13 protein-coding genes and 1 riboswitch are annotated in these 15,167 nt (G+C 42.3%); of the genes, 8 read left to right on the top strand and 5 right to left on the bottom strand.

The window, feature by feature from the left end:
- From ODU37_RS04315 to ODU37_RS04300, 4 genes are all read left to right on the top strand, one after another.
- Positions 1 to 633, top strand: coding sequence for an ABC transporter ATP-binding protein (locus tag ODU37_RS04315; RefSeq protein ID WP_105105751.1), 633 nt, complete (start codon positions 1 to 3; stop codon positions 631 to 633).
- A gap of 262 nt (positions 634 to 895) precedes the next feature.
- A riboswitch (glycine riboswitch) is annotated at positions 896 to 1,000 on the top strand.
- Positions 1,001 to 1,106: 106 nt separating this feature from the next.
- A complete protein-coding gene (locus tag ODU37_RS04310) occupies positions 1,107 to 2,441 on the top strand; it encodes a sodium:alanine symporter family protein (protein ID WP_053866876.1) in 1,335 nt (444 codons plus the stop codon).
- Positions 2,442 to 2,536: 95 nt separating this feature from the next.
- On the top strand, positions 2,537 to 3,385 hold the full coding sequence (locus tag ODU37_RS04305; RefSeq protein WP_002937530.1) for a mechanosensitive ion channel family protein: 849 nt from the start codon (positions 2,537 to 2,539) through the stop codon (positions 3,383 to 3,385).
- A 10-nt stretch (positions 3,386 to 3,395) separates the two neighbouring features.
- The gene (locus ODU37_RS04300; RefSeq protein WP_053866877.1) at positions 3,396 to 3,983 is read left to right on the top strand and encodes a DUF4352 domain-containing protein; all 588 of its coding nucleotides are present in this window, start codon (positions 3,396 to 3,398) and stop codon (positions 3,981 to 3,983) included.
- A gap of 223 nt (positions 3,984 to 4,206) precedes the next feature.
- On the opposite strand, the gene gdhA is transcribed toward ODU37_RS04300, so the two are convergent.
- The gene (gene gdhA / locus ODU37_RS04295; protein ID WP_105153239.1) at positions 4,207 to 5,553 is read right to left on the bottom strand and encodes an NADP-specific glutamate dehydrogenase; all 1,347 of its coding nucleotides are present in this window, start codon (positions 5,551 to 5,553) and stop codon (positions 4,207 to 4,209) included.
- A gap of 222 nt (positions 5,554 to 5,775) precedes the next feature.
- Between gdhA and ODU37_RS04290 the strand changes: the two genes are divergently transcribed.
- From ODU37_RS04290 to ODU37_RS04280, 3 genes are all read left to right on the top strand, one after another.
- Positions 5,776 to 6,714: a dihydroorotate oxidase gene (locus tag ODU37_RS04290; RefSeq protein WP_105105753.1), complete on the top strand. Its 939-nt coding sequence runs from the start codon at positions 5,776 to 5,778 to the stop codon at positions 6,712 to 6,714.
- Positions 6,715 to 7,046: 332 nt separating this feature from the next.
- The gene (locus ODU37_RS04285) at positions 7,047 to 8,279 is read left to right on the top strand and encodes a CapA family protein (protein ID WP_105105754.1); all 1,233 of its coding nucleotides are present in this window, start codon (positions 7,047 to 7,049) and stop codon (positions 8,277 to 8,279) included.
- A gap of 11 nt (positions 8,280 to 8,290) precedes the next feature.
- On the top strand, positions 8,291 to 9,121 hold the full coding sequence (locus tag ODU37_RS04280) for a Cof-type HAD-IIB family hydrolase (protein WP_105105755.1): 831 nt from the start codon (positions 8,291 to 8,293) through the stop codon (positions 9,119 to 9,121).
- Between the two features lie 263 nt (positions 9,122 to 9,384).
- Here the strand turns inward: ODU37_RS04280 and ODU37_RS04275 are convergent, their stop codons facing one another.
- From ODU37_RS04275 to ODU37_RS04260, 4 genes are all read right to left on the bottom strand, one after another.
- On the bottom strand, positions 9,385 to 10,167 hold the full coding sequence (locus ODU37_RS04275; RefSeq protein ID WP_002937541.1) for an ABC transporter permease: 783 nt from the start codon (positions 10,165 to 10,167) through the stop codon (positions 9,385 to 9,387).
- Position 10,168: 1 nt separating this feature from the next.
- Positions 10,169 to 10,948 (bottom strand): ABC-2 family transporter protein, encoded by a 780-nt coding sequence (locus ODU37_RS04270; protein ID WP_249562426.1) that lies wholly within the window; start codon positions 10,946 to 10,948, stop codon positions 10,169 to 10,171.
- A complete protein-coding gene (locus ODU37_RS04265; protein ID WP_024400372.1) occupies positions 10,941 to 11,924 on the bottom strand; it encodes an ATP-binding cassette domain-containing protein in 984 nt (327 codons plus the stop codon). Before ODU37_RS04265 ends, ODU37_RS04270 begins: the two co-directional genes overlap by 8 nt.
- Positions 11,925 to 12,008: 84 nt before the next feature.
- Positions 12,009 to 12,542 carry a TetR/AcrR family transcriptional regulator gene (locus ODU37_RS04260; RefSeq protein ID WP_024400371.1) on the bottom strand — a complete coding sequence of 178 codons (534 nt, stop codon included), beginning with the start codon at positions 12,540 to 12,542 and terminating at the stop codon, positions 12,009 to 12,011.
- Positions 12,543 to 12,667: 125 nt separating this feature from the next.
- On the opposite strand from ODU37_RS04260, the gene ODU37_RS04255 reads away from it, so the two are divergent.
- Positions 12,668 to 15,127, top strand: a complete 2,460-nt coding sequence (locus tag ODU37_RS04255; RefSeq protein WP_249562427.1) for a YhgE/Pip domain-containing protein — start codon at positions 12,668 to 12,670, stop codon at positions 15,125 to 15,127.
- Positions 15,128 to 15,167 lie beyond the last annotated feature (40 nt).

Here is a 15,167-nt window from a genome sequence, read left to right as displayed (position 1 = left end):
ATGTTTTCTATCCAATCAATTCAAAAGAAATTTGGGCAACGTAGCTTGTTTTCTGATGTAACGCTAGACTTGCAGGCTGGAAAGGTCTATGCCTTGATAGGTGCCAGTGGTAGCGGAAAAACGACCTTGCTGAATATTTTAGCCAAGTTGGAGTCCTATGATGCAGGTAACATTCTCTACAAGGGGAAGGATTTGAAAAAGTTGAAGCCCCATCTCTTTTTTAGGGAGGAATTAGGCTATCTCTTTCAGAATTTTGGTCTTTTAGAAAGTCAGACAATCAGAGAAAATCTGGATTTGGGACTGATTGGTCAGAAATTGTCCAAAGACGAAAGGAAATCGAGGCAGGAAGCGGCACTTGATGCAGTTGGTCTGTCTTATCTGGACCTGTCCCAGCCTATCTATGAACTCTCAGGAGGGGAAGCTCAGCGGGTAGCTCTTGCTAAAGTCATCCTGAAAAATCCTCCATTGATTTTAGCAGATGAGCCGACGGCTGCCTTGGATCCTAAGAGCTCCCAAGAAATTATGGATATTTTGTTATCCTTGAAGAGCCCAGATCGGCTAATTGTGATTGCGACCCATAATCCTTTGATTTGGGAGCGAGCAGACCTTATCATAAAAATGGAAGACTTGTAAAAATTCATACTCTTTGAAAATCAAAATTATCCGTTGTCAAGAGCCTTGATGAGTGAAAAGCTCCGGTGGAGCTTTTCAGCCTGTTACCTTGAAACAAGACAGTAGCAGAGTTCTATCTTCGGCTTCGTTTCCTAGGCTACTTTTGATTTTCATTGAGTATCAGAAAATATTCTTGATTTTTTCGTGAAATTAGATTAAAATAAAACTAGATAAAACTGAATAACCGGTTGATATTGGGTAGAAGGGAAACTGACTGTTCAATGGACGGAACTCTGGAGAGACCATTTTGGCACCGAAGGGGCAAGGTAGTTCTGCTTGGAAAAGTAGAGTTACTGAAACTCTCAGGTAAAAGGACAGAGCGTTGAAAAATAGGCTTTTTCTGTATTTTTCACGTTGATTCTAGAGGTTGAAGAGTTCAGCCTCTTTTTGTTTTTCCGGCAGCTTTATCGGATTAGAAACGCTTAGGAGGAACTATGTTAGAACTATTTAAGGCTATCAACAATCTTGTTTGGGGACCGCCTCTCTTAATACTTTTGGTCGGTACAGGTGTTTACTTTACACTCCGTTTAGGGATGTTTCAAGTTAGCAAATTACCAACCGCCTTTCGTCTGATTTTCTCTAGTGACCAGTCTGGTCAGGGAGATGTGTCTAGCTTTGCGGCTCTTTGTACAGCTTTGGCAGCGACAGTTGGTACGGGAAATATTGTCGGAGTGGCAACCGCCATTACGACAGGTGGGCCAGGGGCTCTTTTCTGGATGTGGGTAGCGGCCTTTTTTGGGATAGCAACCAAGTATGCGGAAGGATTTTTAGCCATTAAATACCGTACAAAGGATGCCAATGGTCAAGCAGCAGGTGGGCCTATGCACTATATCACCTTGGGGATGGGACAGAAGTGGAAAACCTTGGCTGTTTTCTTTGCTGTCTCAGGTGTCCTCGTAGCGCTTTTGGGAATGGGGACATTTTCACAGGTTAATTCGATTGCATCTTCCATGTCTTCGAGTTTTGGATTAGCTCCCCAGTTGGTCAGCATTGTGACAGCCATTTCAATTGCTTTCTTTATCTTTGGGGGAATTGAAAAAATCTCGGATGTTTCGACCAAAATCGTTCCTTTCATGGCGATTTTATACATTTTGGCAAGTTTGATAGTCTTGGTAGTTCACTGGAATGAGCTGTTGCCGACACTTGGTTTGGTTCTGAAATCTGCCTTCTCACCTGCAGCAGCAGTAGGTGGCTTTGTAGGGGCAACTGTAAAAGAAGCAATCCAACGTGGTATTGCGCGTGGAGTGTTTTCAAATGAATCTGGTCTAGGTTCGGCGCCTATCGCAGCTGCAGCAGCCAAATCGGATAATCCTGTTGAGCAGGGCTTGATTTCTATGACAGGGACATTTATTGATACATTAATTATCTGTAGTTTAACTGGTTTGTCAATTTTGGTGACTGGTCAGTGGACAGTAGAAGGACTTGAAGGGGCACCACTGACACAGGCAGCTTTTGCAACAGTTTTTGGCAATGCAGGCTCTATTGCCTTGACGATTAGTTTGGTACTTTTTGCTTTTACAACTATTCTCGGATGGTCTTACTATGGTGAACGCTGTATCGAGTTTCTATTCGGTACCAAATCCATCTTGCCTTATCGTCTGTTATTTGTGGCAATGGTAGCTCTTGGTGGCTTCCTCAAACTAGACTTGATTTGGACCATTGCAGATATTGTAAATGGTCTCATGGCCCTACCAAACTTGATTGCCTTACTTGCTCTCTCTCCTGTTATCATCAAGGAGACACGCCAGTATTTTGCAAAGAAGAAATAAGATAAGGGAGTGAGAAGACGAACTCTGAGAAATGGCTTTGGACTTTTTGCCCAGCCTTTTTGCTCTTTTAGGATGTTTTCTGCTATAATTATCTCATGAATGATTTTATTACCAAGTATTTGTCTCAATTTAATATTGAGGCCATTGTGACAGCAGGTCTAAATAAGGTTTTATCGCTTGTTTTACTCTTTGTTGCATTTTACATTATCAAGAAGATAGCCAAAGCTTCTGTGAAAAAGGTTTTGGTTCCCTCTCTAAAGGTGTCTACACAAGACATTGGTCGTCAGAAGACCATCAGTCGTCTGGTGGAAAGCATCCTAAATTACCTACTCTACTTTATCCTTATCTACTGTATTCTGAGTATCCTCGGTTTACCGGTATCCAGTCTTCTTGCAGGAGCCGGGATTGCTGGGGTAGCTGTTGGGCTGGGCGCACAAGGTTTTCTCTCAGACTTGGTCAATGGATTCTTTATCTTAATTGAACGACAGTTTGACGTCGGAGATGTGGTTAAGTTAACCAACGGGCCCATTACCATTTCAGGAACCATCGTTAGCATGGGAATCCGAACAACACAAGTACGTGATGCAGATGGGACATTGCATTTTATTCCCAATCGCAACATTCTAGTGGTGTCCAATCAGTCAAGAGGGGACATGCGTGCTCAAATCGATATTCCGCTCAAATTTAATACCGATTTGGAACAAGTCTATCGTGTAATAGAAGAGGTCAATTTGAGAGAAATCAGCAATTTTGACCAGATTACAGGTGTGACTGTATTAGGTCCCCAAAACGCTATTTCGGGACAGTTTGTATTTCGTGTTAATCTTTTCGTAGCCAACGGTCAACAGAACAAGATCTATCATCAATTCTTTGGTTTTTATCAAGATGCTCTGCGTCAAGCAGGAATAGATTTACCTTCAAGTGGACCAACTGTTTTAAAATAAGGAGTTTATTATGCAAACAAAAGATTTTGTCGTTGAAAATGGGCAGATGTACTATAAGAAGAAACCCTTGCACAAACAGCCTCTCTTTTGGACGACCATTGCTGGTGCAGTCCTCTCCTTCATCTTAGGAGTAACCTGTTTTATTTTTATGATTGGCCTAAGCTCAGCAAATTTTGATAATTGGGATACAGGTAGTGACGGGTACATTGATGAGACTGTAGAATACACGGAGTATCAAGTTGGTGACTCAGTTGATTTTTCTAACGGTCTTCATGTAACAGTAACATCTATGGGGAAAGATGATAGCATAGAACTAGTAGATAGCTACTACAGCACAGCTTATGTTGTTGAAATGGAAGTTGAAAATTCGACCGCAAAAGAGCTCTATTTTGATGAATACTATTTCAGTCTCATTGATCCGGTTAGTCAGATTCCCTTTTCCCTGGATTTACGGACCTACGATGTGAATCTAGTCGAAAAGTTGAAGCCAGGAGAGAAAGTACAAGTAAAACTTATCTACGGTATAGATAATGAAACAAACTTTGGTTTTACCTACGAAGATGCCATGTGGACGGAATTAGTCGCAGAAGGTATCTAATCGCTGTAGAAAAAGTTTTAAATACTGCACAATTTTGCGGGTTTATAACACTCCTTGGTTCAGATTGTTCGGCTTGATAATCGACCTATCTGTTATTTTTACATTTTAAAAAGGAGAACATGTTTATCCACTGTTCTCCTCTTTTTTTAACGAAAAACACCCCCAAAATTGGCACGTCAATTTGGGAGTTTTTTTACTATAGTATGGAATGCTAAAAGTTTTCTTACACTAATCCTTGAGCAATCATTGCATCCGCAACTTGCTCGAAGGCTGCAATGTTAGCACCTGCAAGGTAGTCTGTACCAAGGTTATATTTTTCAGCAGTTTCTTTGGCTGTATTGAAGATGTTGGCCATGATATCTTTGAGACGGCCGTCTACTTCTTCACGAGTCCATGAAAGACGAAGGCTGTTTTGGCTCATTTCAAGGGCAGACACAGCTACACCACCAGCGTTTGCTGCTTTAGCAAGACCGTAAAGAACGCCGTTTTCTTTGTAGACTTTGATAGCGTCAAGGTCTGATGGCATGTTGGCACCTTCAGCCACACAGTAAACGCCGTTTTTCACAAGGGCAGCAGCTTGCTCACCGTTGATTTCGTTTTGAGTGGCACATGGAAGGGCGATGTCAGCCTTACCATCGTAGTTCCATACAGAACCTTCGAAGTATTTAGCAGTAGCTTTTTCTGCAGCGTATTCTGTCAAACGAGCGCGACGGTTGTTCTTAATTTCGCAGAGAAGGTCGAAGTCGATACCTGTTTCATCAATGATATAACCATTTGAGTCTGAAACAGAGATAACCTTAGCACCGAGTTCAGTAGCTTTTTGTACTGCAAATTGAGCGACGTTACCAGAACCTGAGATAAGAACAGTTTGGTCTTTGAAGGATTTACCATTAGCAACCAACATATTATCAGTGAAGTAAACCAAGCCGTAACCAGTTGCTTCTGGGCGGATCAATGAACCACCGAAACCAAGAGGCTTACCAGTCAAGACACCTGCATCGAACTGGCGAAGGCGTTTGTACTGACCGTACATATAGCCGATTTCACGACCACCAACACCGATGTCACCAGCAGGAACGTCAAGTGAAGGTCCGATGTGTTTTTGCAATTCAGTCATGAAGCTTTGGCAGAAACGCATGATTTCAGCGTCTGTTTTGCCTTTAGGATCAAAGTCTGAACCACCTTTACCACCACCGATTGGAAGTCCAGTCAAGACGTTTTTGAAGATTTGCTCAAAACCGAGGAATTTCAAGATGGATTGGTTTACAGTTGGGTGGAAGCGAAGACCGCCTTTGTAAGGACCTACAGCTGAGTTGAACTGAACACGGTAGCCACGGTTGACTTGAACATTTCCATCTTTATCTGTCCATGGAACACGGAAGCTGATGATACGCTCAGGCTCAACGATACGGGCCAAGATGTTTTCTTCGATGTATTCTGGGTGTGCTTCAAAAACAGGCTCAAGTGTAGAGAAGAGCTCTTCTACAGCTTGGAGGAATTCTGTTTCATGTGGGTTGCGGGCTTTGACTGCTTCAAAAGAAGCTTGGATGTAAGCTTTGGCATTTGACATGGGATCACCTGATTTCTTTTTTATTTATTAAATTGTCTGACAATTTAATTTATCTGATAATTATTATAGCACCATGATTTTTAAATGTAAAGAAGAAAATGTAAGAATTTTAAAAAAATTAATAAATTTTTATTGCAAAATCCGAACGTTAGTAGTAAATGAAGGAAATCCGTTTGTTTCTTATGATATAATCGAGAAAGAACACCCAATATGGAGGATAATATGGTTTCAACAGCAACGACACTCGGTGGATTTACCTTTGATAATTGTTTGATGAATGCGGCAGGGGTTTGGTGCATGACAAAGGAAGAATTGGATGCGGTTAAGAACTCGAAGGCGGGTACTTTTGTGACAAAAACAGCAACTTTGGACTATCGCGCGGGTAATCCAGAACCACGTTATCAGAATGTTCCGCTTGGTTCTATCAATTCGATGGGCTTGCCAAATCAGGGCTTGGCTTACTATTTGGATTATCTACTAGAATTGCAGGAAACGGAGACAGAACGCACATTTGTTTTATCTTTAGTTGGAATGTCGCCTGATGAGACTCACGAGATTTTGAGAACTGTAGAAGCCAGTGATTTTAAGGGGCTGACAGAGTTAAATCTTTCTTGTCCCAATGTCCCTGGAAAACCGCAGATTGCCTATGATTTTGAAACGACAGAAACCATCTTGCAGGAGGTCTTCACTTACTTTACCAAACCACTCGGTATTAAGTTGCCACCTTATTTCGATATTGTGCATTTTGACCAAGCAGCAGCGATTTTCAACCAGTTTCCTTTGAAGTTTGTCAACTGTGTCAATTCGATTGGAAATGGTCTCTATATCAAGGATGAGTCAGTTGTCATCAAGCCTAAAAATGGTTTTGGTGGTATCGGTGGAGAGTACATCAAGCCGACTGCTCTTGCCAATGTCCACGCTTTTTACCAGCGCTTGAAACCGGAGATTCAGATTGTTGGGACTGGTGGCGTCTCGACAGGTCGGGATGCCTTCGAACACATTCTCTGTGGTGCCAGCATGGTTCAAGTTGGAACAACCCTGCAAAAGGAAGGTGTGGTAGCCTTTGAACGCATTACGGCTGAATTGCAGGCCATCATGTCTGAAAAAGGCTACGAGACCATTGAAGATTTTCGTGGCAAGCTACAGCACTTAGATGATTAAAATCATCTGTTGAAGACATAAAAAGAAGCTAACATTGTACCGTTCTCCCAGATAGTCTTTTAGGGAGTTAGGAAGGGATAATGTTAGCTTTTTTTAAATGGTCTGTGAAGATCGGTCTGATAATCGTTTGAGGAATGGAATACATAGTCGGAAACATATATTTGTGAGATGGAATTCTGATTTTATTTAGATTTTTTAGTAAAAATGTCGTATACTAATATTAGAACCTCTATTTATAAGTGATGTACTTTTATGGAAGAAATAGTTTTTTGAGGGATTACTGACTGTATTTTGAACAAAGGTTCTTAAGTAGGGAGTATGAGGGTAAAGGTATGGAGAAAAGGGCGAACTCTATTCGCAGAAAACGATATGCGTCCTATCGGACAAAGATGCATTTGTTTTTTATTTGTGGCTTAGCGACTATTATCTTGGCGATTATTATTGTAAGCGAACACCTAGTTCCTAGGCTGAATCAGGCATCAGAATCAATGCGCTCAGATAATTCTGTTCGCATCATGGCCCACGGAGATTTACTCTATCACTTGCCTATTCTTCGAGGAGCAGAACAGCCAGATGGAAGTTACGATTTTTCTGAGAATTTTACCTACGTAAAGCCCTGGATAGAACAGGCTGATTTCGCTATCGCAGACTTTGAAGGGACCATTTCCCCAGATGTCGAATTAGCAGGTTACCCACTTTTTAATGCGCCTGCCATTGTCGCCAACAATATCCATGATGCAGGCTACGATTTGGTGGATTTGGCCCACAATCATATTTTGGACTCACATCTTTTTGGATTGGTTTCCACTGTCAATACATTTAGAGATGCAGGTGTGGATACAGTCGGTGTCTACGCTGAAGGCAATCGGGCAACTGCACCACTCTACATTCGGGAAGTCAATGGTATCCGTATAGCTGTTTTAGCCTATGCTTACGGTTTCAATGGGATGGAGGCTTTGCTGAGTCAGGAGGAATATGATGCCTATTTATCGGATTTTGATAAAGAAAAGATGCAGGCAGAGATTGAGCGAGCTGAGAAAGAGGCAGATATTACCATCGTCATGCCTCAGACGGGTGTGGAATATCAGTTGGAGCCAACGGAGGAACAGACCAGTCTCTATCATCAAATGATTGATTGGGGAGCAGACATCGTTCTTGGTGGGCATCCGCATGTAGTCGAGCCTGCAGAGATTATTGAAAAAGATGGTCAGAGAAAATTGATTATCTATTCGATGGGCAATTTCCTATCCAATCAGCGTATTGAAAGCATGGAAGATACTCCAAATGCCCAATGGACCGAGCGGGGTGTCTTGATGGATATCAGGATTCAGAAAGAGAATGGACAGACAAGTATTCAAACTGCCCAAGCGCATCCAACCTGGGTGAATCGTATCTCTCAGGGAACGTATTCACTGGATGGTTATGAGCGTTTTAGCTATCAGACCTATGTATTGGAAGACTGGGTCGCTGGTGGTCGATACTATGGACAATTGGATCTAGATACGCAGGCGCGTGTGGATACAGCCTATCAAGAAATGAAAGACTTTGTCAATTTGGTATGGTGAGGAGAGAGAAGATGACAGTTCGATTAATTGCAACAGATATGGATGGGACCTTTTTAGATGGCCAGGGGAGTTTTGATAGGGAGCGATTTTCACGGGTCTTGGATCAACTAGATCAGAAAAGGATTCCTTTTGTTATCGCTAGTGGCAATGGAATTGGGCGATTGCTACAATTATGCCAAGGATTTGAGCAACGACTGATTTTTGTGGCTGATAATGGTGCCCATATCTATCATCAGGGAAAAACACTCATTCGTCGGACTATTCAGCAAGAGGAAGTCGAAGCAATACTGCATTTTTTCAAAGGACGTTGGGCGGATATATGTTTGATGTTGTCGAATGAAGAAAACATTTATATGCAGGCTGGGGCAGGTATGCCATTTGCAGGGACGGATTTGCCAATAGAACCAGCTCAAATGGCTGCCTTCCAAAATCGTGTGACCTATTTAGACGACCTCAGTGCCTATCCTAATTTAGAACCTATTTATAAGGTTGGTCTCTGGGTTCCTGAAGCACGTGTAGAATCGATAACGGAAGAGTTTAACCAGGCTTTTAAAGGTCAGCTGGTTGCAGTGACTAGTGGCTATGGCTCCATTGATATCTTGCCGCAAGGGATTCATAAGGCGTGGGGCTTGGAACAGGTTTTGACCAGTTTGGATATCGAACCTGAACAGGTGATGGCCTTCGGTGATTCAGACAATGATATTGAGTTATTGTCCTATGTTGGGTATCCCTATGCCATGGAAAATGCGACAGACAAGGTCAAGGCGGTTGCCAAATACCTGGCTCCAAGCCATTTGGAAGCTGGTGTGTTTCAGGTCATTGAAGAATATATAGTCATTTAGTTTATCTTTGATTACTTCGACGAGCGAGGAAACGTCGTTTCCTTATTTCCAACTTCAAACACTCCACAGGAGTGATTTGAACTCGCTTTGCCGTACTCCAGTACAGCCTGCGACTTTTTGATGCGAACGTTGTTCGCTTTATTTCCAGCCTCCAAAGGTTCCCCGAACCTTTGAAGCTAGTACTAAAAGCAAACTAAACAACTATATTTTATAAGTATATAGAAAAAAGCTAGTGCTCTCAATCCAGAGAATGCTAGCTTTTTTTAATTTCCAACACTGGTGAACTTGGTCATACCATAGCGGAAGAGCTTATAATTGATGGTAAATAAGACTAGGACAACCAGTGGCAGAGCCAGTCCCCACATAGACAGGTCTAAGAAGTAGAGGGCTGGGAAATAGGCTGTAAAAGCATAGGGGAAAACAAAAATCAGCAGGATTTGAATGATTTTTGGATAGATATTGAGTGGGTATTGAGCCATCTGATTGAGGGCGAAAATTCCCATAGTCAAAGGAAATGATTCCACAATCCAAAATGCTAGAGCGGTTGGACCGAGTTGAATGGCTGCATAGAGTAGGCCGATACAAATGGCAATAAAGATTAGTAAGGCTAGTTTTCCAAGACTCCATTCCATGCCTAGCTCATTTGAAGCTTGGACTAGTGCAATCGTACCGATGAGGGTTGTTCCGATTCCTTGTGGCTGGATTCGTTCACAGATAAGTTGAAAAAGTGGGTTCACAGGCATGAGGAGGAGGCGTTCAAATTCGCCTTGTCGGATGTAGCGACTACCAAACATCCAGAGATTGTCAAAGAAAATCAAGTGAATGGAGCGTCCGACGGTCGCTATTCCATAGATAAAAAGCATTTGACCGTAGTTGAAACCAGCGATTTCCTTGATATTTCCAAAGAGGATGTTGAGGAAAATCAGGTAGACAATTTGTTCAATCAAAGAGGAGAAAAGCCCGATGAAGAAGTCCACCCGAAAGGACATCTGGGCCATCATGTAGACCTTGATATTATAGAGATAGAGGCTGATATATTTCTTCATGTTAACCTCCAAAAATGACAATACGACGCTTGGCCTGGGACCAGAGTAGAGCGATGAAGCAGGCTAGAATGGGTATCCATATAACTTGCAATCCCAAAGCAATTAGATCGCTTTCCTGTCCCAATAAAATGGAAACTGGAACGTTAACCGCATAATTATAGGGAAGGAGCTTCAAAAAGTTTTCCACAGCCTGTGGATAAAAACTGAGTGGCAAAAGCGCTCCAGAAGCTAGATTGAAAAGTCCCATTCTCAGAAGCATGACTCCCCAGGCATTGACCGTAAAAAATGCTAAGAAGCCAAAAGCCATATCCAGTAATTGAACGATAAACATACCGAGGATGGAGCTGACTAGAAAGAGCAAAATAGTTTTTCCGTCAGGTAGATAAAAATCCTGATGAACAAGCAAGATACCGATAAATACGATAGCAAATTTTATCAGTTCCAAGAGCTTATTTCCAAGGTCTTTGAAAAAGAGGGCTAGGATAAAGGAATAGGGTCTGAGAAATTCTCCAGCAATGTTTCCTTTTAAAATGCTGTAGGACAAATCTTCTCCGAGTGAGAAAGAATTTAAACTGGCTAGTAGATTAGCAAAGATGATGTATGTAGTAAAGGTTTGCAGGGTAAAGCCATTGACTTCTGGTTGAGTGAAGAAAATGGTTTTCCAGACATAGAGAGCTACTAAAATCTTCACTGCCAGTGAAACGAAAGTCGCTAGAAAGAAAGCCTTGTACTGCATGGCATTCATCATGGTCAGGCGGGTCATGTAGAGATATTTACGCATGGATACCCTCCTCATAAATTTGGCGGACCATGGTTTCAATTTCCAATTCCTTCATGGTGACATCTTCAATTGAATAATGATTAAAGATTTGCTCGATCACCTGGGCACTGGTCCAGACCTTGCTTTGGTAGTGGATTTCAAAGTGAAAATCATCTATTCGTTCAAATTCCCAGCCTTCTAGCTGCAAGTCTTTTTCAATCGGCTTTTCTGTGGAGAAGAGAATGGTCTTGACTGTGGAAAAGCGTTCTTTGAGGACGGTCAGTGAACCATCGTAGACCTTTTTGCCCTTATCAATGATAAAAATCCGCTCGCAGAGGCTTTCAATGTCCTTCATATCATGGGAAGTAATCAAGAAAGTGGTCTGGTATTCTTGATTCATATAGCGGATGAAGGAGCGAATGGTCTCCTTAACGCTGGCATCCAAACCAATGGTTGGCTCGTCCAAAAAAACGACGGCAGGCTGGTGGATAAAGATAGCCGCAAATTCACAGCGAACCCGTTGACCGAGTGACAGATTACGGATTGGTTGCTTCATAATATCAGCCAAGTCCAATAGGTCAATCAAGACAGCCAATCGCTCTTTGAATACCTTATCTGGAACATCATAAATTTTTGCGTGAAGGATAAAAGATTCCTGGACAGGCAAGTTCCAATCCAAATGGGATTTTTGCCCAAAGAGAACTCCAATTTGTTTATTGACTTCTTTACGGTGTTCTTGCGGATTGAGTCCGTTGATACGAACCTGTCCTTGGTCTGGGAAGAGTACTCCAGTTAGCATTTTGATGGTGGTCGACTTACCGGAACCATTGGAGCCGATATAGCCGATGATTTCGCCTTTTCCTACCTGCAAGGAAATATCTTGGACGGCAGGAATTTTCTTTTTCTTGGGTTTGAAAAAGGCTTTTATCGAACCCTTGAGACCGACTTCCTTATCTATGATGGAATAGGTTTTTGATAGATGTTCAGCTTGAATCATATCATAATCTCCTGTTTGAAAACGTTTGCGTAAGATAAGGATATTATAACATATTCCCCAGAAAGTGGCGGTAAAAAGTCACATTTAAGGTAACATTTTTATTAGAAAATCGGTCATATATTGAGGAGATTCTTGCTTACCATTTTTAATCCATACCTGCATGATACCGAAGAAAGCATGTGAAAAATAGATGCTGCTGTATTCTTTTTCCAGTTGTGATAAATTCTCTTTTCCTAAGCGCTCCGCTAAATCATTGGCAACAAGAAGTCGGACTTTATTGATAAGAAAATTTTGGATTTCTTGAGTTCCGTTATGGGTCAGTAGGGCAGAAAGCAATTTTTCACGATAGAGCAACTCGAAAATTTCTAAAAATGATGATTGGCGATTGCCATCATAACGGTCAAATATAGCCTCTAATTTGTGAAAAAGTCCCTGTTGGTAGGAGTCGATTAATTCGTACTTATCCTTATAGTGGGTATAAAAACTGGAACGACTGATACCAGCAGTCTGGGCTAGGTGGGTGGTTGTAATTTCGTTAAACCCTTGAGTTTCTAAGCAAGTCACCATTGCTTCTAAAATGGCTTGACGAGTTCGTTCTTTTCGATTATCTGTTCCCATAATTTCTCCTTTTGAACATTTTTAGACACAATGTCCAAAAACAATTCTTCTGACTTGATTTTGAAAATGATACTTGTATAATGTATTTTATCAGTTTTTGGACAGTATGTCTAAAGGAGTTTCTTATGTCGGAAAAAGTAAAGAATTTTTTCAAAAAACCAATGACCTTGATCACCATTCTCGGTGTTGCCTGTGTCCCAGCCTTATATAACATTAGTTTCCTAACCTCTATGTGGGACCCTTACGGTCGACTAGATCAGTTGCCTGTGGCAGTTGTCAATCAAGACCAGTCGGCGAGCTTTCAAGATAAAACCCTCACCATTGGTGATGATATGGTGGATAATATGAAAGAGAGCAAGAGTCTGGATTTCCACTTTGTATCAGAAATGGATGCGGAAAAAGGTTTGGAAGAAGGGGACTATTATATGGTCATCACCCTACCAGAAGATTTATCAGAAAAAGCATCCAGTCTCTTGACGGATCAGCCTGAACCACTAACAATTTCTTACCAAACCTCTAAGGGGCACAGCTTTGTCGCTTCTAAGATGGGCGAATCAGCTATGGAGAAATTAAAGGAATCTGTTTCAGAGACGATTACCGAAACATACACAACTGCCGTTTTTGATAGTATGAGAGAAATTCAATCTGGTATGGTTGAGGCAGCAGATGGAAGTCAACAATTAACAGATGGAGCTAGTCAATTAGAAACCGGAAGTCAGACTCTATCATCAGGCTTATCTACCTTATCTTCATCAGGCCAATCACTGGTGACAGGAGCAAACCAATTGGCCGCTGGAGTTGAGTCTTATACAGATGGAGTCAATCAGGCTGCTTCAGGAAGTCAAACACTTTCCAGTGGCTTAACAACCTACACAAATGGGGTAGCTAGTCTTGCTTCAGGTGCGGAGCAATTAAATGCTAATTCCTCTCAGCTCATCGCTGGGGTGGGACAATTGCAAACAGGAGCAAGCCAGGTTGAACAACTGGTAACAGGAGCCAATCAATTGCAGGCAGGCTTGGAGCAACTCGCTAGTTCAACTAGTTTGTCTGCTGAACAGTCTAGTCAGATACAGGCTTTATTGACTGGACTTCCTCAGTTGCAAGCGGCCATCAACCAATTAAATGATAGCCTATCAAGTATCGGAGGAGTTGCAGTAGATACCACTACTCTATCTAGCCTATTGACGGAGATGGGTGCTCAAGCCCAAGGATTGTTAACTGCAGCACAAGCCGATAAAACAGCCAGCATTGCAGCCTTACAAGCAACGGCTACCTATCAAAACTTGACAGCTGATCAGCAAGCTGAATTGGTTGGAGCTCTCCAAAACTCGCCTTCTACAACAATGACAGCAGCCCAAATGATTTTGGGTCAATTGTCGCAACTCAGTCAAGCCTTATCTAGCCTACAAAGTCTTTCTGGCATGGCCACACAAATGAACCAGTTGCAATCAGCTGTCGGTCAGATCAACACGGCTGCCAATCAAGCATTGCCAGGAGCTACAACAGCCATTGAAAACCTATCAAGTGGCTTGAGTCAAGTCAATACCGCCTTGAACCAGCAAATTCTACCAGGAACTCAAGCCTTGACGAGTGGTGTGAGTCAACTTCAAACACAATTATCAAGTGGAGCTAGTCAGCTTATGTCAGGGGTGACAGCCTATACCGCAGGTGTTGCTCAATTAGCAGAGGGCGGAGCTCAGTTGGTTGCGAATAATAGTAGCATCCAATCAGGAGGTAGCCAGTTAACAGCAGGATTGGCAACCTTGGCATCTAACTCCAGCCAACTTGTCAGCGGTTCAGGACAACTGGCTTCTGGTAGTCAGCAATTGATTTCTGGTGCAGAACAGTTGGCTAGTGGCGGTCAAACCTTGACAAGTGGTATTTCCAGTCTTCGTACAGGTAGTGAAACCCTAACGAATTCACTCAGCTCAGCCAGTCAACAACTATCAGTCGTCTCTGTAGAAGACAAAAATGCACAAGCGGTTTCTCAACCAGTCACCTTGGAACACAGTGACCAAGATGATGTGAAGACCAACGGTGTCGGCATGGCTCCTTACATGGTGTCTGTTGCCCTAATGGTTGCAGCCTTATCAGCGAATGTTATTTTTGTCAAACACATTGATAATCGCTCCTACAAGAATCGTTGGGACTGGGCCAAAGGAAAACTCTTGCTTAATGGTATCATTGCCAGCCTAGCAGCAGTGATTCTGTACGGTGCTCTTCGCTTGATTGGAATCGAACCGGCTCATCCAATGGCAACCTTGGGATTAATCCTCTTAGCCTCTTGGACCTTCATGGCCCTCGTTACAGCCTTGGTAGGCTGGAACAATCGTTTCGGATCCTTCGCCAGTTTAATTCTCTTGTTACTACAGCTTGGCTCAAGCGCAGGTACCTATCCAATTGAACTCAGCCCACGCTTCTTCCGAGTCATTCAGCCCTATCTTCCAATGACCTATTCTGTTTCAGGTCTTCGTCAAACCATTTCTATGGTTGGAAATAGTAGTCATCAAGTTTGGATGCTGAACCTCTTCTTAGTAGGCTTTATGGGACTAGGTCTCTTGATTTATAATCAAAAAGATGAATAAGAATAAAACCAACTGTTTCATGTGAACAGTTGGTTTTTGG

The organism is Streptococcus sp. 2021WUSS109, assembly GCF_044427305.1.
Classification (GTDB): Bacteria; Bacillota; Bacilli; order Lactobacillales; family Streptococcaceae; genus Streptococcus; species Streptococcus suis.
The sequence above is the reverse complement of the archived record's forward strand: the minus strand, read 5'-3'. Positions and strand labels throughout refer to the sequence as shown.

Excerpts from the sequence above, each read along its gene's own strand:
- ODU37_RS04315 (WP_105105751.1), top strand. The coding sequence starts at position 1 with ATGTTTTCTATCCAATCAATTCAAAAGAAATTTGGGCAACGTAGCTTG.
- ODU37_RS04310 (WP_053866876.1), top strand. The coding sequence starts at position 1,107 with ATGTTAGAACTATTTAAGGCTATCAACAATCTTGTTTGGGGACCGCCT.
- ODU37_RS04305 (WP_002937530.1), top strand. The coding sequence starts at position 2,537 with ATGAATGATTTTATTACCAAGTATTTGTCTCAATTTAATATTGAGGCC.
- ODU37_RS04300 (WP_053866877.1), top strand. The coding sequence starts at position 3,396 with ATGCAAACAAAAGATTTTGTCGTTGAAAATGGGCAGATGTACTATAAG.
- gdhA (WP_105153239.1), bottom strand. The coding sequence starts at position 5,553 with ATGTCAAATGCCAAAGCTTACATCCAAGCTTCTTTTGAAGCAGTCAAA.
- ODU37_RS04290 (WP_105105753.1), top strand. The coding sequence starts at position 5,776 with ATGGTTTCAACAGCAACGACACTCGGTGGATTTACCTTTGATAATTGT.
- ODU37_RS04285 (WP_105105754.1), top strand. The coding sequence starts at position 7,047 with ATGGAGAAAAGGGCGAACTCTATTCGCAGAAAACGATATGCGTCCTAT.
- ODU37_RS04280 (WP_105105755.1), top strand. The coding sequence starts at position 8,291 with ATGACAGTTCGATTAATTGCAACAGATATGGATGGGACCTTTTTAGAT.
- ODU37_RS04275 (WP_002937541.1), bottom strand. The coding sequence starts at position 10,167 with ATGAAGAAATATATCAGCCTCTATCTCTATAATATCAAGGTCTACATG.
- ODU37_RS04270 (WP_249562426.1), bottom strand. The coding sequence starts at position 10,948 with ATGCGTAAATATCTCTACATGACCCGCCTGACCATGATGAATGCCATG.
- ODU37_RS04265 (WP_024400372.1), bottom strand. The coding sequence starts at position 11,924 with ATGATTCAAGCTGAACATCTATCAAAAACCTATTCCATCATAGATAAG.
- ODU37_RS04260 (WP_024400371.1), bottom strand. The coding sequence starts at position 12,542 with ATGGGAACAGATAATCGAAAAGAACGAACTCGTCAAGCCATTTTAGAA.
- ODU37_RS04255 (WP_249562427.1), top strand. The coding sequence starts at position 12,668 with ATGTCGGAAAAAGTAAAGAATTTTTTCAAAAAACCAATGACCTTGATC.